Origin of the sequence: Streptomyces sp. NPDC053076, assembly GCF_044546845.1 — a bacterium.
Lineage (GTDB): Bacteria > Actinomycetota > Actinomycetes > Streptomycetales > Streptomycetaceae > Streptomyces.
The window spans coordinates 866,732-885,839 of record NZ_JBITZL010000002.1; the positions used below are offsets into that span (position 1 = coordinate 866,732).

Annotated in this window: 13 protein-coding genes; 7 read left to right on the forward strand and 6 right to left on the reverse strand. The window is 72.8% G+C overall.

Features of this window, described 5'->3' with window-relative positions; all coding sequences use genetic code 11:
- Positions 1 to 161: 161 nt before the first annotated feature.
- Positions 162 to 2,525 (reverse strand): Orn/Lys/Arg decarboxylase N-terminal domain-containing protein, encoded by a 2,364-nt coding sequence (locus ACIGYR_RS11190; protein ID WP_399595659.1) that lies wholly within the window; start codon positions 2,523 to 2,525, stop codon positions 162 to 164.
- Between the two features lie 206 nt (positions 2,526 to 2,731).
- Here ACIGYR_RS11190 and ACIGYR_RS11195 point away from each other — a divergent pair, with 206 nt between their 5' ends.
- Entirely contained in the window at positions 2,732 to 6,130 is a 3,399-nt protein-coding gene (locus ACIGYR_RS11195; RefSeq protein ID WP_399595658.1) for an NACHT domain-containing protein, read from the forward strand.
- A 10-nt stretch (positions 6,131 to 6,140) separates the two neighbouring features.
- On the opposite strand, the gene ACIGYR_RS11200 is transcribed toward ACIGYR_RS11195, so the two are convergent.
- From ACIGYR_RS11200 to ACIGYR_RS11210, 3 genes are read right to left on the reverse strand one after another with little or no spacing between them, the layout of a single operon-like run.
- Positions 6,141 to 7,160 carry a TolB family protein gene (locus ACIGYR_RS11200; RefSeq protein ID WP_399595657.1) on the reverse strand — a complete coding sequence of 340 codons (1,020 nt, stop codon included), beginning with the start codon at positions 7,158 to 7,160 and terminating at the stop codon, positions 6,141 to 6,143.
- Positions 7,157 to 8,410, reverse strand: a complete 1,254-nt coding sequence (locus tag ACIGYR_RS11205; RefSeq protein WP_399595655.1) for an MFS transporter — start codon at positions 8,408 to 8,410, stop codon at positions 7,157 to 7,159. The genes ACIGYR_RS11200 and ACIGYR_RS11205 overlap by 4 nt, the downstream gene beginning before the upstream one ends.
- Before the next feature lies 1 nt (position 8,411).
- Positions 8,412 to 9,299 (reverse strand): alkaline phosphatase family protein, encoded by an 888-nt coding sequence (locus ACIGYR_RS11210; RefSeq protein WP_399595653.1) that lies wholly within the window; start codon positions 9,297 to 9,299, stop codon positions 8,412 to 8,414.
- A 127-nt stretch (positions 9,300 to 9,426) separates the two neighbouring features.
- On the opposite strand from ACIGYR_RS11210, the gene ACIGYR_RS11215 reads away from it, so the two are divergent.
- The 6 genes from ACIGYR_RS11215 to ACIGYR_RS11240 all read left to right on the forward strand — a co-directional run bounded on the left by ACIGYR_RS11215 (position 9,427) and on the right by ACIGYR_RS11240 (position 16,903).
- Positions 9,427 to 10,257: a DUF72 domain-containing protein gene (locus tag ACIGYR_RS11215; RefSeq protein WP_399595652.1), complete on the forward strand. Its 831-nt coding sequence runs from the start codon at positions 9,427 to 9,429 to the stop codon at positions 10,255 to 10,257.
- 124 nt (positions 10,258 to 10,381) lie between these two features.
- On the forward strand, positions 10,382 to 10,804 hold the full coding sequence (locus tag ACIGYR_RS11220; protein WP_399595650.1) for a hypothetical protein: 423 nt from the start codon (positions 10,382 to 10,384) through the stop codon (positions 10,802 to 10,804).
- Between the two features lie 18 nt (positions 10,805 to 10,822).
- The gene (locus ACIGYR_RS11225) at positions 10,823 to 11,644 is read left to right on the forward strand and encodes an ATP-binding cassette domain-containing protein (protein ID WP_399595649.1); all 822 of its coding nucleotides are present in this window, start codon (positions 10,823 to 10,825) and stop codon (positions 11,642 to 11,644) included.
- The gene (locus ACIGYR_RS11230; RefSeq protein ID WP_399595647.1) at positions 11,644 to 12,945 is read left to right on the forward strand and encodes a hypothetical protein; all 1,302 of its coding nucleotides are present in this window, start codon (positions 11,644 to 11,646) and stop codon (positions 12,943 to 12,945) included. Before ACIGYR_RS11225 ends, ACIGYR_RS11230 begins: the two co-directional genes overlap by 1 nt.
- Positions 12,946 to 12,977: 32 nt before the next feature.
- Positions 12,978 to 13,619 (forward strand): hypothetical protein, encoded by a 642-nt coding sequence (locus ACIGYR_RS11235; RefSeq protein WP_399595645.1) that lies wholly within the window; start codon positions 12,978 to 12,980, stop codon positions 13,617 to 13,619.
- A gap of 290 nt (positions 13,620 to 13,909) precedes the next feature.
- Entirely contained in the window at positions 13,910 to 16,903 is a 2,994-nt protein-coding gene (locus ACIGYR_RS11240) for a bifunctional [glutamine synthetase] adenylyltransferase/[glutamine synthetase]-adenylyl-L-tyrosine phosphorylase (RefSeq protein ID WP_399595644.1), read from the forward strand.
- Here the strand turns inward: ACIGYR_RS11240 and ACIGYR_RS11245 are convergent.
- On the reverse strand, positions 16,891 to 17,754 hold the full coding sequence (locus ACIGYR_RS11245) for a phosphatase PAP2 family protein (protein WP_391838899.1): 864 nt from the start codon (positions 17,752 to 17,754) through the stop codon (positions 16,891 to 16,893). The genes ACIGYR_RS11240 and ACIGYR_RS11245 overlap by 13 nt on opposite strands.
- 68 nt (positions 17,755 to 17,822) lie before the next feature.
- A complete protein-coding gene (locus ACIGYR_RS11250; protein ID WP_391838901.1) occupies positions 17,823 to 18,857 on the reverse strand; it encodes a LacI family DNA-binding transcriptional regulator in 1,035 nt (344 codons plus the stop codon).
- Between the last annotated feature and the right edge of the window lie 251 nt (positions 18,858 to 19,108).

Sequence of the window (19,108 nt, forward strand, 5' to 3'; positions counted from 1 at the left end):
GGTCCCGCGCGTGCGCCGCCGGCGTGGGCCGCGAGCCCGCGCCGGGCACCGCACGGGGCCGTCCGTCCCGCTTCGAGTGGCCATTTGTCCGTGTTTAACACGTTTGTTGGGATATTAGGCGACGCGTTCTCGGCCTGAGAGGACGCCGGCCGGAACCCGGGTCACTCCCGGCGCAGCACCTCGATCTCGTAGTCACCCGTGTCCTCGTCGATCGTCACGCCGTGGGTCTCGCTGCGGAAGCCGGGGAAGCGGCGGTCGAAGGTCTCCAGGGCGGTGAGGTAGCGCAGGAGGGGACCGTGGGGGATGCCGGTGGACTCGCCCGGCATGAGGACCGGGATGCCGGGCGGGGTGACCGTGACCATCGCCGCCGCCACCCGGTGCGCCGCGTCGGCGATGCGGATGCGTTCCGTGCCGCCCCGCACCAGCCGCTGGTAGCAGTGCTGGGGCGGGAAGACCGGCTCCGGGAGCTGCTGGAACGCGGTGTCCAGGAGGTCCACCAGGCGGGCCGAGCGCAGCTGGTCGTGCATCTGCCGGCACAGTTCGCGCAGGGTCAGGCCGGCGTAGCGGCGAGGGTGCGCGGCCACCGCCTCGGGCAGGACCCGGTCCAGCGGGGCGTCGGAGTCGTACAGGGCCTTGAAGTCCATCAGGGCGTCCAGCAGCGTGCCCCACTTGCCCTTGGTGATGCCCATGGAGAACAGGATCAGCGTGGTGTAGCTGTCGGTCTTCTCGACCACGATGTTCCGGGTGGCCAGATACGCGGTGAGGACGCGGGCCGGGATGCCCTCCTCGGCCATCTCCCCGGTGGCGGTGATGCCCGGGCAGGTCAGCGTGACCTTGACCGGGTCCAGCATGCAGTGGCCCTCGGTCAGCCCGGGGAAGCCGTGCCAGGCGGCGCCCGGCTCCAGCAGCCAGCAGGACTGCTCGGTGCGCAGCAGCTCGGGCGGGGCGTCCGCGAAGGACAGCCGTTCGCCCGTCGCCGGGTCGGTGACCTCCTCCGGCTGCCAGACGCCGAAGAACCACGGCGGCCGGTCCCCGGCGCTCGCCACCCGCCGCCCCAGCCGCACCATCTCCTGCCGGAAGCGGATCGCCTCGGTCACCGCCTCGTCCAGCAGCCACTCGCCCTGCGGCCCGTCCATCATGGCCGTCGCCACGTCCAGCGAGGCGATCATCGGGTAGAGGGGCGAGGTGGTGCCGTGCATCATCAGCGCCTCGTTGAAGCGGTCGTGCTCCACGGGTGCCCGGGGTGCCGGCCGTACGTGCACCATCGCCGACTGGGACAGCGCGGCCAGCAGCTTGTGCGTGGACTGGGTCGCGAAGACCGTCGGCCGGTCCGGGCCGGGGAAGGCGTCCGCGTCCACCGACATGCCGTAGCGGCCCCGGTACAGCGGATGGAAGCGGGCGTACGCGAACCACGCCTCGTCGAAGTGCACCCGGGGGGTGCTGGCCGCGAGTGCCCTCGCGGCCGGTACGGCTGCGTAACACAGGCCGTCGTAGGTGGAGTTGGTGAACACCGCGTACTGGGGATCCCGCGACACGGCGCCCTCGGCGAGCGGGTGCGCGGCGATCCGGGCCGCGACCGACTCCGCCGCCAGTTCGGCCGGGGGCAGCGGCCCGGCGAGACCGTAGCCGTTGCGCGTGGGCACCAGGTAGACGGGCCGGGCCCCGGAGACCACCAGCCCGTGCAGCACCGACTTGTGGCAGTTGCGGTCCACCAGCGCCAGTTCGTCCCGGGTGACGCTGAAGTGGCCCACCAGCCGGTTGCAGGTGGAGTCGCCGTGCAGCACGAAGTACGTGAGGTCGGCGCCGAACACGCGGGCCGCGTTGCGTTCGGCCTCGCCGATCGGGCCGGTGTGCTCGAACAGCGAGCCCAGTGCCTCCACCGAGATCGACAGGTCGGAGCGCAGCAGCCGCTCGCCGAAGTAGTCGTGGAAGGCGCGCCCCGCGGGCGACTTGAGGAAGGCCACGCCACCGGAGTGGGCGGGGGTGTGCCAGGAGTACTCGTGGGCGTCGTGGAAGCGGCGCAGCGCCCGGAAGAACGGCGGCAGCACGTCCTCCCGGTAGGCGCGGGCGGCGCTGGTGATCCGGCCCGCGATGAAACCCGGGGTGTCCTCCAGCGGCCACACGTACCCGACGACCGTCTCCGACACCCACAGCGGCAGCTCCCGTACGCCTTCCTCGGCCATGACCAGGAACACCGGCAGATCCCGGAAGCGCCGCCCGATCCGGCGCAGTACGGCGGCCCCGCCCGGTTCCGCCCCGACGCCGCCGGCCGGCGGGGCGAGCGCGGCCCCGGGACCGTCACCGCCGCGCCGGGCCCCGTCTCCGGGCAGGTCCCAGGCGACCAGGGCCGCCGCCAGGCCCGCCTCGGTCCGCAGCACCGCGTCCGCGTCCCCGGCGGTGACCGCCCAGCGCACCCCGAAGCCGTCCGCCTCCACCGCCTCCCGGATCTTCCGCAGCTGCTCGGCCCCGGCGCCCTCGGCGCGCGGATGCTGCGGTACCGCGACCAGAATCCTGCTGTCGGCCATCCGTACCCTCGCCCTTTCCCGGCGGCCATCCGGCCACCGCCCCGGAAAGTCTCGGGGCGGCCGGCCGGGCCGCCGGGGAGCGGCGACGGCAAACCACCGCGACGACGGAAAACCCGGTTGCCGCGTTGACCCGAACCGGCACCCGGCCGCGACCGGGACGCCTACGATCACCGAGACGACGGGAAGTCGCAGCGAGAAGGGGACAAGTGGAACCCGCAACCATCGGAACCCGCCTCGCGTCGGCCGTCATCGGCCCCCTGGTAAGGAAGCTGTTCGTCACCGAAGGTCCCGGCGCCGGCCTGGTCGACAAACCGATCCGGCTCTCCGGATACGTCTCCTTCACGGGCGAGAAACGCCGCCTCACCGCGTCCGACCTCCGTGGCCTCGCCGCCAAGCTGGTCGAGCAGGCCCTGCGCAGCGGCGAACCGGCGATCGCCGACGACGAGCGGGACGCCGTCACCGAAGCCCTCTTCCGCACTCTGCGCGCTCTCGGCGACCTCACCCTCACCGACCTCGACGCCGTGCGCCTCGGCCACCGGGCCTTCGCCGGTGAACTCCGGCGCGCCGCCCGCCACCCCGAGCGGGAACTCTCCGCGGACGCGGCCCACTTCCACGAGCGCCTGCTCGACTCGGCGTGCCTGCACATCCTGCACTTCTTCACCCAGCGCTCGACCTTCGTCGCCCACACGCTGGTCGAGCAGACACGCGCGCTCGACTCGCTCACCGCCAAGGTCGACGAGCTGGTCCGGCGCACCCCGCCGCCCGGGGGCGAGGACGCCGCCTTCGAGCGGGAATACCTCCCGCACGTGGCCAAGAAGCACGGCAAGCTCACCATCTACGGCCTCGACCTCAACCACACGCCGAGACGATGGCCGCTGGACGTCGCGTACCTGAGTCTGGAGGCGACGTCGCCGGAGACCGCCTACCGCGTGGCGAGCCGGTGGCTCATCGAAGCCCTGCCGACCCACTCCGACCTGACCCCCGACAATGTCCTGACGCCGCCGGACCCCCGCGGTGTCCACGGCGACACGAACAGCGCTCGCACGACAGGGGACCGGTTGCCGCCGGACAGGGCGCGCCGACTGCTGATGACGGCGTCGTACCGCGACGCCGTGGCCGCCGCCACCGCAGTCCACGGCATCCCCGACCGGCTGCCGTCCGAAGCGCCCGACCACCGGCCCGCCGACCAGGCACTGGCCGACAGCCCCCGCATCCTGCTGCGCGGCGAGGCCGGTTCGGGGAAGAGCACCCTGGTGCAGTGGCTGGCCGTCACGGCCGCCCGGCACGACGTCCCCGAGCACGCGGCGTACCTCCAGGACCGGATACCGTTCGTCCTGCCGCTGCGCACCCTCACCCGGCACGGAGAGGCGTTGCCCGCGCCGAAGGACTTCCTGGCCGCCGTCGGCAGCCCGCTGGCCGGCAGCCAGCCCGCCGGATGGGAGCACCGCGTCCTCACCGCGGGCCGGGGCCTCATCCTGGTCGACGGCATCGACGAGGTCCCCGACGCCGAACGCGAACGCACCCGCACCTGGCTGCGGGACCTGGTCGAGACCTACGACGGCGGCAACCGCTGGCTGGTCACCTCCCGGCCGCCCGCCGTGGCCGAGAACTGGCTCGCCGAGGAAGGCTTCACGGAGCTGACGCTGTCCCCGATGAGCCCCGCCGACATCGCGACCTTCGTCGAGCGGTGGCACCGGGCCGCACGCGTCGGCACCGACGGCGACGCCGGTGACGACCGGTACGAGCGGCAGCTCCTGACGGCCATCCGCACCAAACCGGACCTGGGCCGGCTGGCGACCAACCCCCTGATGTGCGGGTTGATCTGCGCACTGCACCGCGACCGGCACGGCTACCTTCCGCAGGGCCGCAAGGACCTCTACGAGGCCGCGCTGTCGATGCTGCTGAGCCGCCGCGACCGCGAACGCGACATGGACGTACCGGATCTGAGGGAGGAACCGCAGCTCGACCTGTTGCAGCGGCTCGCCTACTGGCTCATCAAGAACGGCCGCACGGAGATGGACCGGTCACGCGCCGAGACCATCATCGGCCGGGCCCTGCCCGCGGTCGCCGAGGCGGCGGCCCTCGGCGACGCGTCGGCCGTCTTCGCCTACTTCCTCAACCGGAGCGGCCTGCTGCGCGAACCGGTCCCCGGCAGCGTGGACTTCGTCCACCGCACCTTCCAGGACTTCCTGGGTGCCCGGGCCGCCGTGGAGGAGAACGACTTCGGCCTGCTCGCCGGCCACGCGGCCGACGACCAGTGGGAGGACGTCATCGGCATGGCCGTGGCGCTGGCCCGCCCCCGCGAACGGGAGACCCTCTTCCAGGCCCTGCTGGCTCTCGGTGACAGGGCCTCCGACAAACGCACCCAGGCGCGCGTCTACCTGCTCGCGGCCGCCTGCCTGGAGCACGCCACTTCCCTGGCGCCGTCCGTCCGGGAGGCCGTGGAACAGCGCACCGCCACGCTCATCCCGCCGGAGAGCCCGGAGGAGGCCCGAGCCCTGGCGGAGGTGGGGCCGCTGATCCTCGGCCTGCTGCCCGAGCCGGAGAAGCTGAGCGACGAGGCCGCCTTCCACGTGGTCGTCGCCGCTTCCCACGTCAAGTCCGACGCCGCTCTGCCCTTCCTGGCCCGGTTCGCCGGCCACCCGTACCAGGCCGTCCGCGCCCAGCTCATGTGGGCATGGCCGCGTTTCGACTGCACCCGGTACGCCGACGAGGTCATCGCGCGCCTCGATCCGGCGGGGCTCGACCACACGATCCAGTCCGACGCGCAGATGCGGGAGCTGGACCGTCTGGGGCTGCGGCCGGACCGCCTGGACCTGCGCACCGGCGTCTCCCTGGAGGCCGTCGTCGCGTACACCTCCCGCAACAGGCTCACCGAGCTGATCCTCGCCAGCGCCGCCGCGCGCGATCTGGGCTTCCTGGCCGGGCAGCGGGACCTGAGGCTGCTCGTCGTCGAGGACTGCCCGGCGCTGGCGGATCTGTCCGCGCTCGCCGGACTCCCGCTGGAAGTCCTCTCCCTGACGTGCTCGGGGCCCGATCTCGACCTGCGCCCGCTGTCCCGGCTGCCGCAACTGGGCATTGCGACGCTTCGCGGCCGTCCAGGCGCGGTGTGGTCCGCGGAAGACCTGCCCGCGGGCTCGCTGCGCGGACTGTGGCTGGAGGGCGGGATGAGGCCGGCGAACGGCCTGCGGGGTCTGGCCGGTCTGCGCACCCTGCGGACGCTCGGCCTCAACTCCGCGTCGAACCCGGCCTCGGCCGAGGACTGGGAGGAGCTCGGCCGGATGCCCGCTCTGCGGGACATCGCGCTCGACGCCTCCTCGCTGGAGACACTGCCGCCGGCCACGGTCCTGGCGCACGTCACCTCGCTCACCCTGTTCGGTGGCGGCGGCGAGCGGACGCTGCAGGCGGCGGTGCACCGGCTGCCCCGGGCGTTCCCCGCCGTGGCCGAGTGCACGCTCACCGGGGACATGAGCGCGGAAGGAGACATCGACGTAGCGCCGCTCGCGGCCCTGCCCGGGCTGCGCCTCGTCCGCGTCACGGCCGGCCGCGACCGCGTGCGAGGCGCCGCCGAACTGCCCTCGTCGGCGCTGCTGGTCTGCACCTGAGTGGCGGACCTCAGGACAGGTACGCCGGGGACACCGCGGCCGGGCTGATCCGGCGCGGCTGCCCCGACCCGTCCGCCGGGACCTCGTACAGATCGGCGCCGTAGTCCCCGGGCAGCGCGTACACGACCGTGTGCGCGTCCTTCCACACCGCCTGGTCGTCCACGCTGCGCGGCTCGGCGAGCGGGGTCTCCCGCATGGTCCGCAGGTCCAGGACGTACAGCCGCCAGGGCGCGTCCTTCGGCAGCCCCGCGACCCGCTTCTTGTACGCGATCCGGGTGCCGTCGGGCGACAGGGACGGGCACTCCACATTGGTGTGCAGCGTGGTGACCGTACGGCGGCGCAGATCGCCGCGGACCAGGTACGTGCGCCCCCCGGTCGCCAGCGTCGCGTAGAACGTGCGGTCGTCCGCCGCGAACGTCACGCCCCAGAAGTTGGCGTCCGCCGCCCGGTACGGATGCCCGTCCTTGACGATCCGGAAGGTCTCCAGGGACGGGATGAGTTTCCCGCTGCGGGTGTCCACGATGGCCGCCCGCGTGGAGAAGTTCGTACCGGCGTACGAGTCACCGCCCACGAACGCGGTCCAGGCGGCGAGGTGTCCGGTGGGGGAGACCCGCGCCCGGGACGGGATGCCCGGCACGTCGTAGCGGTCCACGGTGTGCAGGCGCGCGTCCAGGATCAGCGCGCGATAGGTGTCCGAGACCGGCCCGTGCACGGCCTGAAGGCACACCCCGGTTCCCGAAGCGGCGTAGAACCGCAGGCACTTGACGCCCGAGGCGGTACGCGGCGCGGCCGGGTCGGCGGCCGGGACGCTCGTCAGCTCGTCGCGGTGCGGTCCCCAGGCCATGTTCCGGAACACCAGGCGACCTGACCCGTTCAGCGTCACCGCGCCGGAGGTGACCCGTGGGCCGCCCGCCTGCGTGTGGTTGCGGCGGTCCGCCCGCGCGGAGGCGTGCAGCACGGACGCCAGCGCGACCGCCGCCAGCACGGCGACGGCCGCCACCAGGATCAGGACACGGTTGCGTACGGTCATGCCGGAACCGTTCCCTTCGGGCGCAGCGTGAGGGAGAAGGCGGCGCACACGGCCAGCGCCGCCGCCGCCCCGGCCAGCGCCGCCCGGTCGCCCCACACCGTCCAGGCGGCGCCGAACAGCAGCGAGCAGGCGAACCGGGTCAGCGCCTGCCCCGTCTGCACGACGGCCAGCCCCGACGAGCGCAGCGCCTCCGGCACGCTGTCCGAGGCCGCCGCCATCAGCACCCCGTCGGTCGCCGCGTAGAAGGCGCCGTGCAGGGCGAGGACGAGGTACGGCAGACCCGCGCCGTGCCACGAGGTCAGCAGCAGGAGATAGGCGAGGAGCAGGGCGCCGTGCCCGGCCAGGAACACCGTCCACCGGCCCACCCGGTCCGCGAGCCGGCCGAGCGGCACGGCCAGCAGCAGGAACGCGGCGGCCGTGCCCAGGGGCAGCAGCGCGAACCAGCGGTCGGGGACGCCCAGGCGGCGCTGGAGGAGCAGGTAGACGAAGGAGTCGCTGACCGTGGCGAGACCCAGCAGCAGCGCGCAGACGGTGATCCGGCGCAGGTCCCGGCCGCGCAGCAGCCCCACCGCCGCCCGCAGGGTCGGCCGCTGAGCCACGGCCGCCGTAGCGCGCCCGCCCGGCACGAAGAGCACGAGCACCAGCACGCCCAGCACGGCCACGCAGAAGCTCACGGTGAACACCGCGTCGTAGCCGTCCACGGTGGCCCGCAGGATCAGGAACGCCGCCAGTGGCCCCAGCAGGGCCCCGGCCGTGTCCATCGCCCGGTGCACTCCGAAGGCGCGCCCCCGTGTCTCCGGTGTGCTGGACAGGGAGATCAGCGCGTCGCGCGGAGCCGTCCGCAGGCCCTTGCCCGTGCGGTCGGCGGCGAGCACCAACCCGATCGGGGTGAGCGAGTGCGCCATCAGCAACAGGGGCTTGCACACGGCCGAGACGCCGTACCCCAGCCCGGCGACCCACTTGTGCCGCCCGCCGCCCCGGTCGGCGAGGTGCCCGCCGACGAGGCGTACGAGGGCCGAGAAACCGTTGTAGATGCCGTCCAGCAGTCCGAAGCCCAGGGGGGACAGGCCGAGTCCGGTCACCAGGTACAGCGGCAGCACCGCCGTGACCATCTCCGACGACACGTCGGTGACCAGGCTCACCGCCCCCAGCGCGAGGACGGTCGGCGCGACCGCGGCACGGTTCCGCCCGGCCTGCGGCCGGGCGGAACCGGGAGCGGACGTACTGGCACGGCTGTCCGCTACGTACACGTCAGGACGCCCAGATGCCGGTGATGTCCTTGGCGGCGGCCGCGTTGCCCGCGTGCGTGGTCAGGCCCTGGGTGTCCTCCAGGGTGCGCAGCAGGTCGTAGTGGTTGTACGTGGTGGCGGAGCTGGACCCGGCGGCCACGGGCTGCCCGTAGAACACGGTGGGGATCTTGTTCCCGCTCAGCCGGTTGTCCTCGTCGAAGGTGACGACGAGCAGGCTGTTGTGGGTCTTGGCCCAGGTCGCGTAGGCGCCCAGGTTGTTCTTCAGCCAGGTGTCACCGCTGGACACCGAGCAGTCGTGCATGTCGCTGCACAGGTTCGGTACCACGTACGACAGCTTCGGCAGCGTCGAGTAGTCCGTCGGGAACTGCGCGAAGGTCTTGGCGCTCGACGTCGGCACGTTGCTGAACCCGAACCAGGGGTTGTGCTTGCGCGCGTACGTGCCGCTGCTACAGGTCGTGGACCCCTGGCTGGGCAGGGTCTCGTTGTAGCTGGCCCAGCTGCGGCCGGCGGCGATCAGCTCGGACGCGAGGTTGGGCGCCGAGGAGAAGCCCGGGGTGTAGCAGCTGTCGTCGGTGATGCCCTGCGTGGAACCGGAGAACATCGCGAAGTAGTTGGGCTGGCTCGGGTGGGTCTCGGCGTACGACTGGGTCAGATTGGCGCCGCCTGCCTTCAGCGAGTTGATGTACGGCGCGCTGGAGGACCCGATGACCTGGCTGTACGCATGGTTCTCGAAGACCACGACGACCACGTGGTCCGGGCTGGGGACGGCGCCCGCGGCGTGCGCGGACTCCTGGCCGAGCCCGGTCCACAGCCCGACCGCGGCCGCGGCGAGGGCCGCCGCGGACGCCACGACGGTACGGGCACGGCGGAACACGGAACTGCCGGACACATCAACCTCCGGGATGGGATGGACGGCTGGCGGTGCGGACAGAGCATGCTCACGCCAATATTCCCGTGGCCCACGGCGGCCAACCTCACGGGTGAAGACCGGATGAACGGCGGGTACTGGCGCTCCCATGGCGGACATCCTCATCGGCACCTGCGGCTGGACCGACCCGGCGCTGCTCCGCAGCGGCTGGTACCCACCCGGCCACCGTGACGCGGAAAAGCGTCTGCGCCACTACGCGACCCGGTTCCCGCTGGCGGAAGCCGACTCCCCGTACTACGCCCTGCCCACCGCCCGCACCACAGCCCTCTGGGCGGACCGCACGCCCCCCGGTTTCCGCTTCGACGTCAAGGCGTTCTCCCTCCTCACCGGTCACCCCACCCGCCCCGCCGCGCTCCCCCCGGACCTCCGCGGCCACCCCCGGGACGAGACCCTGCGCGCCGAGATCTGGAGCCGCTACGCCGAAGCCCTGACCCCCCTCCGGGACGCCGGCCGCCTGGGCACCCTCCTCTTCCAGTACCCGCCCTCCCTCACGCCGGGTCCGCGGGCCGAGTCCTTCATCCGCACCGCCCGGGAACGCGCCCACGACTGGCCGTTCGCCGTGGAGTTCCGCAACCCCGCCTGGTGGGAGAGCGACCGCACGGCGTCCTTCCTCACGGACCTGGACGCCACGGCCGTGGCCACGGACACCCACGAGGGCCTGCAGCAGGCCCCCGTCACCACTCCCCACCTGGCCGTGGTCCGCTTCCACGGCCGCAGCCCGCTCTGGCGAACGGGCACGAAGGAGGAGCGCTTCCGGCACGCCTACACCGAGCGGGAACTCGCCGAGTGGCTGCCCCGCATCCGGCCACTGGCCGCGCGGACCAAGGAAGTCCACCTGCTCTTCAACAACTGCTGCGCCGACGCGGCGGTCAAGGCGGCGGGGACGATGACCGATCTGCTGGCTCAGACGCATCCATAGCGCATCCGCAAGGACCCCGCAGTAAAGGTGATCATTGGCATAGTCGAACTAATTGGCGAGCGATCCGTCAGGTCTTCCGCCTAGGGTGGTCATCGACCAAGTAAGCCTGTTCTCAGGGGGATTCATGCGTAAGAGCCTTACGGGGAAGCGCAAGCTCGCGGTCGTGGGGACGCTGACCGCCGTCGCCATCGGCGTACCCGCGGTGACCGCGGTCGCGGCCGAGATCAACACCAGTAGGCTTCCGTTCTCCATCGCCACCGCGGGCAGCGCGGAGGACGGCGACCGCTGGAAGGGCAGCGGCAGCGGCCACGCCAAGCCGTGCGGCGACGTACCGGTGAACGACACCAGGACCTTCAGCGTCTACATCTACCAGGACAAGAGCCTGCGCCCCGACCCGCAGATCGCCAGCACGTCCCGCAGCTACAAGCAGGGCTACGGCTGCGGCTCGTACAAGGGCACGAGCACCGGCGGCAAGTACTACACCAAGGCCAGCTGGGCCGGTATCCCCGGCAGCCGGGCCTATGGTTACGCCAGCGCCGAAAACTGATCCGAACTCAGGAACCACGTGACCACTCACCACAGCACCGCCGCGACCGGCTCCCAGCCGGTCGCGGCGGTCGCGGGCGTCACCGTGCGGTACGGAACGACGATCGCCCTCGACGATGTCTCCCTCGCCTTCCCCCCCGGGGTCACCGGTCTGCTCGGTCCCAACGGAGCGGGGAAGAGCACGTTGCTGTCGCTGCTGAGCACGGCTCGCACGCCCAGGTCCGGGACCGTCACCCTCCTGGGGGAGCAGGCGACGGGACGGGCCCGCGTGCAACGGCTCAGGCAGCGGACCGGAGTGCTCCCGCAGTCCTTCGGCTTCTACCCCCGCTTCACCGTCCTCGAGTTCACCGAGTACGCGGCATGGCTGCGCAAGGTCCCGGCCGCCCGGCGACGGCAACGGGCCGTCGAAGCCCTCCGCCTGGTGCAGATGGACCAGCACGCCGGCCGCAGGATGGGTGCGCTGTCCGGCGGCATGCTGCGCCGCGTCGGCATCGCCCAGGCCATGGTGAACGAACCCTCCCTGGTCCTCCTCGACGAGCCGACGGTCGGACTCGACCCGGCCCAGCGGGTCGGCTTCCGAAGCCTCATCAGGGAGTTGGGCGACCGCTGCGCCGTCGTCATGAGCACCCACCTGGCCGAGGACGTCGCGCACGTGTGCGACCGGGTCGCCGTCCTGCTCGACGGCACGGTCCGCTTCACCGGTACGGTCGCCGAACTGTGCGCCCTGCCGGCCCGCGACGCGTCCCCCGCGGACCCCGGCGCCGGGGACACCGAAGTCGACGGTACGGCCGTGGAAGCCGGCTACCTGCACCTGGCCGGCACGGAAGCGGCGGCGATCTGATGCGCATCCTGCTGACCGAGATGCGGCGGGGAGAGGCCAAGTGGGCCGCCGCCCTCATGGGAGCCGTCGGCGTCTACTACTTCACGGCCGAGAGCCCCGGCGACAGCGACTGGATCGGCTGGTGGACCCAGACCAGCCTCCAGGTCCAGCTCTTCTCGGTGATCGTCATGGGCTCGGTGATGAGCGCGGCGGGCGCCTGGGGAGCGGGCCGTGCCTTCCGCCACCGCACCCGCCCCTGGGCCGACACCGCCGCCAGGGACGGATGGTCACAGGCTTTGCTGCTGTGGCTCGCGGCATGGCTGTGGGCCCTGATCGCCTACGTCCTGTTCGTCGTCATCGCCTTCTCGCGCACGGCGGCGGTCAGTGACGTCACCGAACCCGCGTGGACACCGCTGCTGCTCGGCGCGAGCATGATGGGCCTGCAGATCGCCCTCGGGGTCGCCATCGGCTCGGCGCTCCCGTCGCGGGTGATCGCGCCCTTCGCCGGAATCCTCTGGTACGGCCTCTTCGTCGTCGTCGCGTTCGTGCCCGGCACCGCCCTCGACAAGCTGTTCCCGGCCATCGACGAGTTCTGGAGCTCGGAGTTCGAGCCGAACACCACCCGCATGCTCACCGCGGTCGCCTGGTGTCTGCCCCTCGGCCTGCTGCTGCTCGCGCTGCCCGCGCTGCGGCGCCGCGCGGCCCTCACGCCGCGGCCCGTGGCCCTGGGGGCGCTCGCCCTCGTCGCCCTGGTCGCCGGCGGCACCCTCGTGGCGTTCCGCACCCCCGCACCCGACTCGTACTGGGCGGTCCGCAAGGCGCAGCCCGCGCATCCGCTCTGCGCCGGCAGCGGTGGCACCACGTTGTGCCTGTGGCCCGAGGACCGCCACCTCCTGCCGCAGGCGCGCGCCGCGGTGCGGACCGTGGACTCGCGGCTCGGCTCGCTGGACGGGTTCAACCGCCGCTTCTACGCCGACGGCCTGAAGCGTCCGGCGGGCGACACCGCCGCACTGTCCGTGATGTCGCCGGCCGAGAGTCAGGCCGACCTGACCGCCGCCATGTTCGCCGCGGCGCTGCCCCAGCCCACGTCGCCGGACTGCGCGCCCCACATCCTCCAGGAGATCGGCGGCTACCCCGACACCTTCCTCTTCGAGGCCGTCGTACGTGACCGCGTCGGTGCGCCCGGCGACTACTTCGGCGAGAAGTTCGGCCGCGCCCTCACCCGGGTCACCAGCGCCCCGCGTGCCGCACAGGACGCCTGGATCGAGCAGGCGGCCAAGCGGATCCGCGCCTGCGAGCCCGTACCCCCGCTTCCGCGGTGAACCCCGCGGCGGATCCTGTGGAGTCACCTCGCATGAGCCCGGTACGCAGCCCCCGGCACAGCGCCGCCGTCGCCTTTCTGCGCTGCCGGGGCCTGCCCCGGGCCGTCGGGCCGGCCCTGCTCGTCGCCCTGGCGGCCACCGCGTTCGCCGGGCAGCGCGTGGCCCTGCCGCAGTTCCGGTACCTGGTCGACTTCAGCGTCCCGGTGGCCGAGGTCGTACCGCTCGCCTACGCCGTGATCCTGGCCACCACCCTCTTCTCGCCCATGGCCGACCTGGAGCGGACGTCCGCCCAGCCGATGCGGCGTCACCGGGCCGTGTACCTGGTGGGACTGCTCGTCCTGGCGCTGGCCCTGAGCGCGCTTCCGCTGCTCGCCGGCGCCACGCGGGAGGTGACCGTCTCGGCCGCCCGCAACGTCGTCGGCTACCTCGGCCTCGCCATGATCAGCGCCCGCCTGTTCGGCAGCGGTCTCGCCTGGCTGCTGCCACTGGGCATGTTCGGGCCGACGCTGCTCATCGGCGTGCGCAGCGACAACACCCCGCAGCCCTGGGCCTGGTCCCTGCACCCGGCTTCCGCCACCTCGGCCGCCCTCCTGGCCGTGGCGCTCTGGCTGACCGGCGCGTACGCGGCCGCGACCGGCCACCCTCGCCAGACGGAACGGGCCGAGCAGAACTAGTGGCCTGAAGCGGGGATTCAGGTCACCAGGCGTGCCGTCCGGACAGGTCGGTGACGGCGGCCCGGCCGAAGCACCGCAGACGCCGGCCCCGCCCCCGCCCGACCCGAGCCCGGGGCGGCCCGTACCCGGGCACGGCGGGACAGACACGCACCACAGCCACCGCGTACCCGGGGGGACGGCCGCCGGGGCAGACCACAAGGGCCCGCACCCACCGGCGGGCGAAGCCGCACCCGGCCTCTCCGGTTAGGCTCTGGCCAGGACACCCGAGCACCCGAGGGGAGGCCACGGAGATGACGCCGGGGCGCAGGAGCAGTACCTTCACCCGTCTGCTGCGACACGGCTTCACCGACCCCTCCGCCGCCGAGCGCCTGCTCGACGGCCCCGAGCTGGCCCCCGTCCGCGACGACCCGGTCCTCCTGGAAGCCCTGGGCGCCACCGCCGACCCCGACCTCGCCCTGCTGGGCCTGGCCCGGCTCCTGGAGGCCCAGGACGGCCCCACCGCCCACCGCGAACTGCTGGACACCCTCATCGCGGCCAAGCCCCTGCGCGACCGCCTCCTCGGCATCCTCGGCGCCTCCACCGCCCTCGCCGACCACCTGGCCCGCCACCCCAGTGACTGGCAGGCCCTGGTCACCTACGAGCCGCACGACCTCCACCCGGGCGTCGCGGAGTTCGAACGCGGCCTGGCCGAGGCCACCGACCCGATCTCCCTCCGCGTCGCCTACCGCCGCTGCCTGCTCTCCATCGCCGCCCGCGACGTCTGCGGCACCACGGACGTCGCCGAGACCGCCGCGGAACTCGCCGACCTGGCCACCGCCACCCTCCGCGCGGCCCTGGCCCTCGCCGAACGCGACGCCCCCGAGGACGCCGCCGCCTGCCGCCTCGCGGTGATCGCGATGGGCAAGTGCGGCGGCCACGAGCTGAACTACGTCTCGGACGTGGACGTGATCTTCGTGGCGGAACCGACCGAAGGCACCCCCGAACCCAAAGCACTCGGATCCGCGACGAGACTGGCCTCGCACCTGATGCGGATCTGCTCCGAGACGACCGTCGAGGGCTCCATCTGGCCGGTGGACGCCAACCTCCGCCCCGAGGGCCGCAACGGCCCGCTCGTCCGCACCCTCAGCAGCCACCTCGCCTACTACCAACGCTGGGCGAAGACCTGGGAGTTCCAGGCCCTCCTCAAGGCCCGGCCGGTGGCCGGCGACGCGGACCTCGGCCGGGCGTACATCGACGCGCTCGAACCCCTGGTCTGGAAGGCGGCCGAACGCGAGAACTTCGTGACGGACGTCCAGAAGATGCGCCGCCGTGTGGTGGAGAACATCCCCGCAGCCGAGATCGACCGCGAACTCAAACTCGGCCCCGGCGGCCTCCGGGACGTCGAATTCGCCGTCCAGCTCCTCCAGTTGGTGCACGGCCGCACCGACGCCGCCCTGCGCAGCGGCAGCACCCTGGACGCTCTCCAGGCCCTCGCCGCCGGCGGCTACGTCGGCCGTGAGGACGCGGCCCGCCTGGCCGAGGCGTACCGCTTCCTGCGCTCCCTGGAGCACCGCATCCAGCTGTTCCGCCTGCGCCGCACCCACCTCGTCCCCGAGGCGGAGGCGGACCAGCGCCGCCTCGGCCGCTCCCTGGGGCTGCGCACCGACCCGGTGGACGGCCTGAACCGCGAGTGGCGGCGGCACACCGGCGTCGTACGCCGGCTGCACGAGAAGCTCTTCTACCGCCCGCTCCTCGACGCGGTCGCCCAGCTCGCCCCGGGCGAGGCCCGGCTGAGCCCCGAGGCGGCCCGCGAACGCATGGTGGCGCTCGGTTACGCCGACCCGGCCGCCGCCCTGCGCCACCTGGAGGCCCTGGCCTCCGGCGTGACCCGCAAGGCGGCCATCCAGCGCACCCTGCTCCCGGTCCTCCTCGGCTGGTTCGCCGACTCCGCCGACCCGGACGCCGGCCTGCTGAACTTCCGCAAGGTCTCCGACGCGCTCGGCAAGACCCCCTGGTATCTGCGGCTGCTGCGCGACGAGGGCGCGGCGGCGGAGAACCTCGCCCGCGTCCTGTCGGCGGGCCGCCTCGCCCCGGACCTGCTGATGCGTGCCCCCGAGGCGGTGGCCCTGCTGGGCGACGGCGACGGCGGCGGTCTCGCACCGCGCTCGCGCACCGCCCTGGAGCAGGAGATCGTGGCGGCCGTGGGCCGGGCGGGGAGCGCCGCGCAGGGCGTCACCGCGGCCCGTGGCGTGCGCCGCCGCGAGCTGTTCCGCACCGCGGCCGCCGACATCGTCGGCTCCTACGGCACCGAGACCAACCCCGCCGAGGCCGACCAGGGCGCCCTGGTGGACCGGGTCGGCGCGGCCGTCTCCGACCTCACCAAGGCCACCCTCGCCGGCACCCTGAGCGCGGTCGTCCGGGACGGCTGGGGCGACACCCTGCCCACCCGGTTCGCGATCATCGGGATGGGCCGCTTCGGCGGACACGAGCTGGGCTACGGCTCCGACGCCGACGTCCTTTTCGTGCACGAGCCCCAGGACGGCGTGGACGAGCACGAGGCGTCAGCCGCCGCCAACAAGGTCGTCGCCGAGATGCGCCGGCTGCTCCAGCTGCCCAGCGCCGACCCGCCGCTGCTCATCGACGCCGACCTGCGCCCCGAGGGCAAGACGGGCCCGCTGGTGCGCACCCTGAAGTCGTACGAGGCGTACTACCGCCGCTGGTCCCTGGTCTGGGAGTCCCAGGCGCTGCTGCGGGCCGAGCCGGTGGCCGGCGACGAGGACCTGGGCCGGCGCTTCATCGAGCTGATCGACCCCCTGCGCCATCCGGCCGCCGGTCTCACGGACGAGTCGGTCCGCGAGATCCGCCGGCTGAAGGCCCGGATGGAGTCCGAGCGGCTGCCACGCGGCGCCGACCCCAAGCTGCACACCAAGCTCGGCCCCGGCGGCCTGTCCGACGTCGAGTGGACCGTCCAGCTGCTCCAGCTGCGCCACGGCCACCGCGAGGCGGGCCTGCGCACCACCCGCACCCGTCAGGCCCTGGCCGCCGCCCGCGAGGCCGGGCTGCTGTCCGCCGAGCACACGGAGACCCTGGACGAGGCGTGGGTGCTGGCCACCCGGGTGCGCAACGCGGTCATGCTGGTGCGCGGCCGGGCCGGGGACACCTTCCCCACCGAGCCGCGCGAGCTGGCCGCCGTCGGCCGCTACCTGGGCTACGGCGCCGGGCACGCCGGGGACATGCTGGACGCCTACCGTCGTACCGCCCGCAGGGCGCGCGCGGTCGTGGAGGAGCTGTTCTACGCGGACTGAGCGGACGCGAGCGGCCGGCCGGCGGGCGCCGGGACCAGCCGGGGCAGCGCGTACGGCCGGCTGCCGTACCAGGCCCGGGCCAGCGCGAACCCGAAGCCGATGCAGAGCGCGCCGCCCACCGCGTCCAGCCAGAAGTGGTTGGCCGTGGCAACGATCACCAGGAGGGTGGCCGCCGGGTACAGCAGCCCCAGCACCCGCGCCCAGGGCACCGACGCCAGCGCGAAGATCGTCAGCCCGCACCACAGCGACCAGCCGATGTGCATCGACGGCATCGCCGCGTACTGGTTCGACATGTGCTTGAGGTCCCCGGAGGCCATCGAGCCCCACGTGTGGTGCGCCGACACGGTGTCCACGAAATACCCGCCGCCCATCAGCCGGGGCGGCGCGAGCGGGAACAGATAGTAACCGAGCAGGGCCACGCCCGTGGTCGCGAACAGCACCAGCCGGGTCGCCGCGTACCGGCCGGGATGCCACCGGTACAGCCACACCAGCACACCGAGCGTGATGACGAAGTGCAGTGTGGCGTAGTAGTAGTTCATCCCTACGATGAGCCAATTCACCGAGTTCACGGCGTGGTTGACCGACTGCTCGACGCCGACGCCCAGCGCGTGCTCGACGCGCCAGATCCAGTCCGCGTTGCGCAGCGCCGCGGCCCGCTGCTCCGGGACGGCGTTGCGGGTCAGCGAGTACGTCCAGTAACTCACCGCGATCAGAAGGATCTCGAACCACAGCCGGGGCCGCCGCGGGCGTCGCAGCCGGCCCAGCGGACCCTGTCTGCCCTCGCCCGTGACGGCCCGCGGAACGGCCACCTCCTCGCGACCTTCCGGCTCTGTCACGGTCGAGTCACTCATAGGTACAGAGTCTGCCAGAAAAGGCTTCTTCGGCCGATCATCCCAAGGTTGGGTCCGCAGCGCACCTTCTACGACGTACGGAGGACATTCGGCGCGGAAGCGGTGGAACCGCGTACCACCAGCTCCGGCATGAACACGAATTCGCTGTGCGGCGCCGGTGTCCCGCCGATCTCCTCCAGCAGCGTGCGCACCGCCGCCTGCCCCATCGCCGGGACCGGCTTGCGGACCGTGGTCAGCGGCGGGTCGGTGAAGGCGATGAGCGGGGAGTCGTCGAACCCGACCACCGACACGTCCCGGGGCACTTCCAGGCCCCGCTGCCGGGCCGCCCGTATCGCGCCCAGCGCCATCATGTCGCTGGCGCAGACCACCGCCGTGCAGTCGCGCTCGATCAGCGCGGTCGCCGCGGCCTGCCCGCCCTCCAGCGTGTACAGCGAGTGCTGGACCAGCTCGGTCTCGACGGTGTCCGCGGCCAGCCCCAGCTGGTCCTGCATCGCCCGGACGAAACCCTCGATCTTGCGCTGCACGGGTACGAACCGCCTGGGCCCGAGCGCGAGCCCGATCCTGGTGTGCCCCAGCGACGCCAGATGCGTCACCGCGAGCGCCATCGCCGCCCGGTCGTCGGGGGAGATGAACGGCGCCTGCACCTTCGGCGAGAACCCGTCCACCAGCACGAACGGCACGCCCTGCGCCCGCAGCCGCTCGTAGCGCTGCATGTCGGCGGTGGTGTCCGCGTGCAGTCCGGAGACGTAGATGATCCCGGCGACCCCACGGTCCACCAGCATCTCGGTCAGCTCGTCCTCGGTCGACCCGCCCGGGGTCTGCGTGGCGAGCACCGGCGTGTAGCCCTGGCGGGTCAGCGCCTGGCCGATGACCTGGGCCAGGGCGGGGAATATCGGGTTCTCCAGCTCCGGCGTGATCAGTCCCACCAGGCCCTCGCTGCGCTGCCGCAGCCGTACCGGGCGCTCGTAGCCCAGTACGTCCAGTGCGGCGAGCACGGACTGGCGGGTGGTGGCGGCGACGCCCGGTTTCCCGTTGAGGACCCGGCTGACCGTCGCTTCACTCACCCCCGCCTGCGCAGCGATGTCGGCTAGCCGTGTGGTCACGCCACTGGACTGTACCGGTCGTATCTCCCCTTGCACACCGGCCGGTCGCCGGGCACGGGCGGGCGCACGGCCTGCCGTGGGTTGCTGCGTCATCGCGCTCCCTCGGATTCACGCTGGCAAGAGCTTGCAGAGTCTTGCACAAGTGTCGTCTTCGCCGCTCAACCCCTGCATCAACGGGTTGCGCGGCGGTCGACGGCCGGTCACGGCCGGGTAACCATCGTGTCCTCTTGCACTTTTTTTCTGCAAGGTCT

Bases quoted from the DNA above. Each gene is read 5' to 3' on its own strand.
- ACIGYR_RS11215 (WP_399595652.1), top strand. From the start codon at position 9,427: ATGGCGGACATCCTCATCGGCACCTGCGGCTGGACCGACCCGGCGCTG.
- ACIGYR_RS11240 (WP_399595644.1), top strand. From the start codon at position 13,910: ATGACGCCGGGGCGCAGGAGCAGTACCTTCACCCGTCTGCTGCGACAC.
- ACIGYR_RS11220 (WP_399595650.1), top strand. From the start codon at position 10,382: ATGCGTAAGAGCCTTACGGGGAAGCGCAAGCTCGCGGTCGTGGGGACG.
- ACIGYR_RS11200 (WP_399595657.1), bottom strand. From the start codon at position 7,160: ATGACCGTACGCAACCGTGTCCTGATCCTGGTGGCGGCCGTCGCCGTG.
- ACIGYR_RS11235 (WP_399595645.1), top strand. From the start codon at position 12,978: ATGAGCCCGGTACGCAGCCCCCGGCACAGCGCCGCCGTCGCCTTTCTG.
- ACIGYR_RS11230 (WP_399595647.1), top strand. From the start codon at position 11,644: ATGCGCATCCTGCTGACCGAGATGCGGCGGGGAGAGGCCAAGTGGGCC.
- ACIGYR_RS11190 (WP_399595659.1), bottom strand. From the start codon at position 2,525: ATGGCCGACAGCAGGATTCTGGTCGCGGTACCGCAGCATCCGCGCGCC.
- ACIGYR_RS11245 (WP_391838899.1), bottom strand. From the start codon at position 17,754: ATGAGTGACTCGACCGTGACAGAGCCGGAAGGTCGCGAGGAGGTGGCC.